This is a genomic window from Candidatus Neomarinimicrobiota bacterium (assembly GCA_034716895.1).
Lineage (GTDB): Bacteria > Fidelibacterota > UBA8477 > UBA8477 > JABMPR01 > JABMPR01.
On record JAYEKW010000129.1, the window covers coordinates 1 to 2,850 of the forward strand.

Genomic DNA, 2,850 nt, shown 5'->3' on the forward strand with positions numbered 1-2,850 from the left:
CCTCTGTATCGAAATCCCTTTATGTTTTTCCTTAGAGAAAAGATTCCTTTCATCCTTAATAATTCATTTAATTCAATCGTCAAACAATCCAAATTTACTGAATGAGCATTCTTGTATTTATTGATTGTGTCAGCGGGCACTTTAAAATGGGCCGGTTAGGGGCACTTGAAAACAGGCCACCCCGGCGAGTTCAGTTTAGTTTGTTTTAGTTCCTTTTTCCAAGTCTTTTTTTCCGATATTCATTTCTCCTTTTTTGATGTTTCTGAGCCGGTAACTCGGACCGGTTATTTTCATAATATTGACCAGTTCCAGAAAGCGATCCAGAACCGCAGAAGTAGCCGCAGTATCTCCCAGTATTTTACCCCAGTCCTCAATGGGTCTGTTGGTAGCAATGATGGTTGAATGTTGCTGATATCTGCGATGTATGATTTCCAGAAGAGCCTCAGCCGCTTTTGCCGGGAGTGATTTCATTCCCAACTCGTCCAAGATGAGTAAATGTGGTTTCAAGTATTTGGACAACATAATCTTTTCCGGATCATCATAGAGATCCTGAGCCATATCAAAGACCGAACGATAGAAAACGCTATAACCGTTCTGAATGGCTTCTATTCCAAAAGCCACACAAAAATGTGTTTTACCAACGCCTGGAGGGCCAATAAATAGAACATTTTCATGCCGGGTTATGAAGGCTGTGGTTGCCAGCTCTTTTACTGTTCGCTTATTAATTGTGGGGTTAAAGTTGAAGTCGAACTCATCAATGCTACGCAGATATGGAAAGCGAGCCTGTTTCATGCGCCGGTCCAGTAGACGATCCCTTCTCCGGGTGAGTTCATCATCAAGCAGGTTCTGGAGGAAAGTATCATAAGGGAGATCATTGGCTTTAGCCTCTTGAAGCCTGACCTGTAAATGCTCAGCCATCCCAGACAGCCTGACACTCTTGAGTTGATATTGGATCTGCTCGATCATGATTGGACCTCCCCAAGTTCACCAATTATATGAGCATACTCTTTAGGCGATCTAATAATATCAGATGATTGCTGCAGACGTATTTCTAACTGTTGCTCCTCCTGCTTCATGATCCCTTCTTCCAGGTAATTACGGATCAGGTGGTAAGTGAAGCTCCCGCGCTCACAGGCCAGATTACAAGCTTTGTTCAGATCTCTGACAGGATACTTTCTCTTTAACTGCAATACGCCATTGACAGCACGATATGCTATGATGCCCCTGCTAGAGATTGCCTGGTCAGCCCAGCGGCGTATTCCACTACCTGCAGCATCACATTGTTGTAGAAGTCTCTTTTGCCAAGTATTCTGGTCCATGGATTTGTTCTCAGGTAAACAGCTACGGTCAGCGTGAAAGCTGCCTTTACGAGTTACATCCAGCCATTGGATCACTTCTCCATGGTAGAGTACTTTGACCCACTCGCTGTTAAAATGGACATTGACCTGTTTACCCATATACTTGGGTGGTATGGGATAAAATGCACCCCCCACCTCGATGTGACTATCCAAAGCATTGACTTTACGATTACCAACCTTGAAGTAAGCAAATGACTTCTCAGGAAGTGCCTGTAATGCTGGCTGTTCTTTTTTGAACATGGCATTAACCTGACGCTTGGTGGTGCCGTGGATACGGGTACTGGCCCAGGTATTATTCCAGTTCTGTAAGTGAGTATTCTGCTCATCAATGGATTCAAAACGTTTACCGCCCAAGGCATTGTCCTGAACATAATCCACATTGGATTCTACTTTACCTTTATGCTGGGGGGTGGCTACCCGGCAGGGCAAGGGGATGAACCCTGCATGTTTACTGTATGCTTCGTACAGAGGATTTAGTTCTGGTTCATACAGATGAGCTTTCAATACACCTGACTTGAGATTATCCAGAAGTAGAGTAGCAGTAACCCCGCCAAAGGCCAGGAACGCCTCTTCATGGCAGCGAATGAAGGTCTCCACATCCTGATGCCAGACAACCTTCTCAAAGCTCTTACGGCTATTTGACAGGGTCATGACAAATAGCCAGGGTTTTACATAACGGCCATTCTTGTTAGTGGGTGCTCCCTGCCCAAAATCAACTTGGGCTTCTACCCCAGGCAGAGTCTCTATCCGGGCATAGAGTTTTGGATCCTTTTTATTCAGCTTTCGGACATATCGTTTGACACTGTAATAGCTGCCTCGATACGCCTCCTCAGCACACAGATCCTGATAAATACTTTGGGCATTCTGACCAGCCTTTAGCTTTTCTTTGATCTCAGAATCATAGACCGCCACCTTGGATTTGGAGGGCTTTTTGTCAGCTTCATCAGGGTCGGTGGGCACTTCAAAATGGGCCACCTTACTCGGTGGGCACTTGCTACCCCCTGTAGGTGGCACACTTTGACTCAGATTTTCCGTTTTATTAGTGGTTGAATCACTACTCGATTGAGCACTTCTATCAGCTTCTAGTGCTGTGAGTTCTTGTTGCCATTTCTTGCGGTAGGCTGAAACGGTATCACGATGTATACCGGTACTTCTATTGATCTTACGGTTGCTCCAGCCTGTTGCAAATAGCCGTTCGATCAGGTCTTTTTTATCCATCCCTAGCGTATTCCCCATGGTTTTAGGTCCTCCTTATTATGTATAAGAGAACCTAATGGTTTTTCGCTCTAGGGGTGGCCTATTTTCAAGTGCCCACTAGTGGCCCACTTTGACTGCCCGCTGACATCCAGTAGCAGCAATCGTAAATATTCTTTCAAAGCGAAAGGATTATGGTTAACAATAATCAGGTTTCCTGAAAATGCTTGGTTGGTTTTCTGAGAATTTGATCAGATATGAGTTGCACTTTTCTTTGAATGTCTTGGCAGAAAGCCCA

Annotated in this window: 2 protein-coding genes; both read right to left on the reverse strand. The window is 44.7% G+C overall.

The features are described from left to right. Positions 1-195 precede the first annotated feature (195 nt). A complete protein-coding gene (istB, locus tag U9Q77_08390) occupies positions 196-966 on the reverse strand; it encodes an IS21-like element helper ATPase IstB (GenBank protein ID MEA3287379.1) in 771 nt (256 codons plus the stop codon). Beyond that, positions 963-2,594: an IS21 family transposase gene (istA, locus tag U9Q77_08395; protein MEA3287380.1), complete on the reverse strand. Its 1,632-nt coding sequence runs from the start codon at positions 2,592-2,594 to the stop codon at positions 963-965. Before istA ends, istB begins: the two co-directional genes overlap by 4 nt. Between the last annotated feature and the right edge of the window lie 256 nt (positions 2,595-2,850).

Coding starts and splice junctions, on each gene's coding strand:
- istB (MEA3287379.1), bottom strand. CDS start 966: ATGATCGAGCAGATCCAATATCAACTCAAGAGTGTCAGGCTGTCTGGG.
- istA (MEA3287380.1), bottom strand. CDS start 2,594: ATGGGGAATACGCTAGGGATGGATAAAAAAGACCTGATCGAACGGCTA.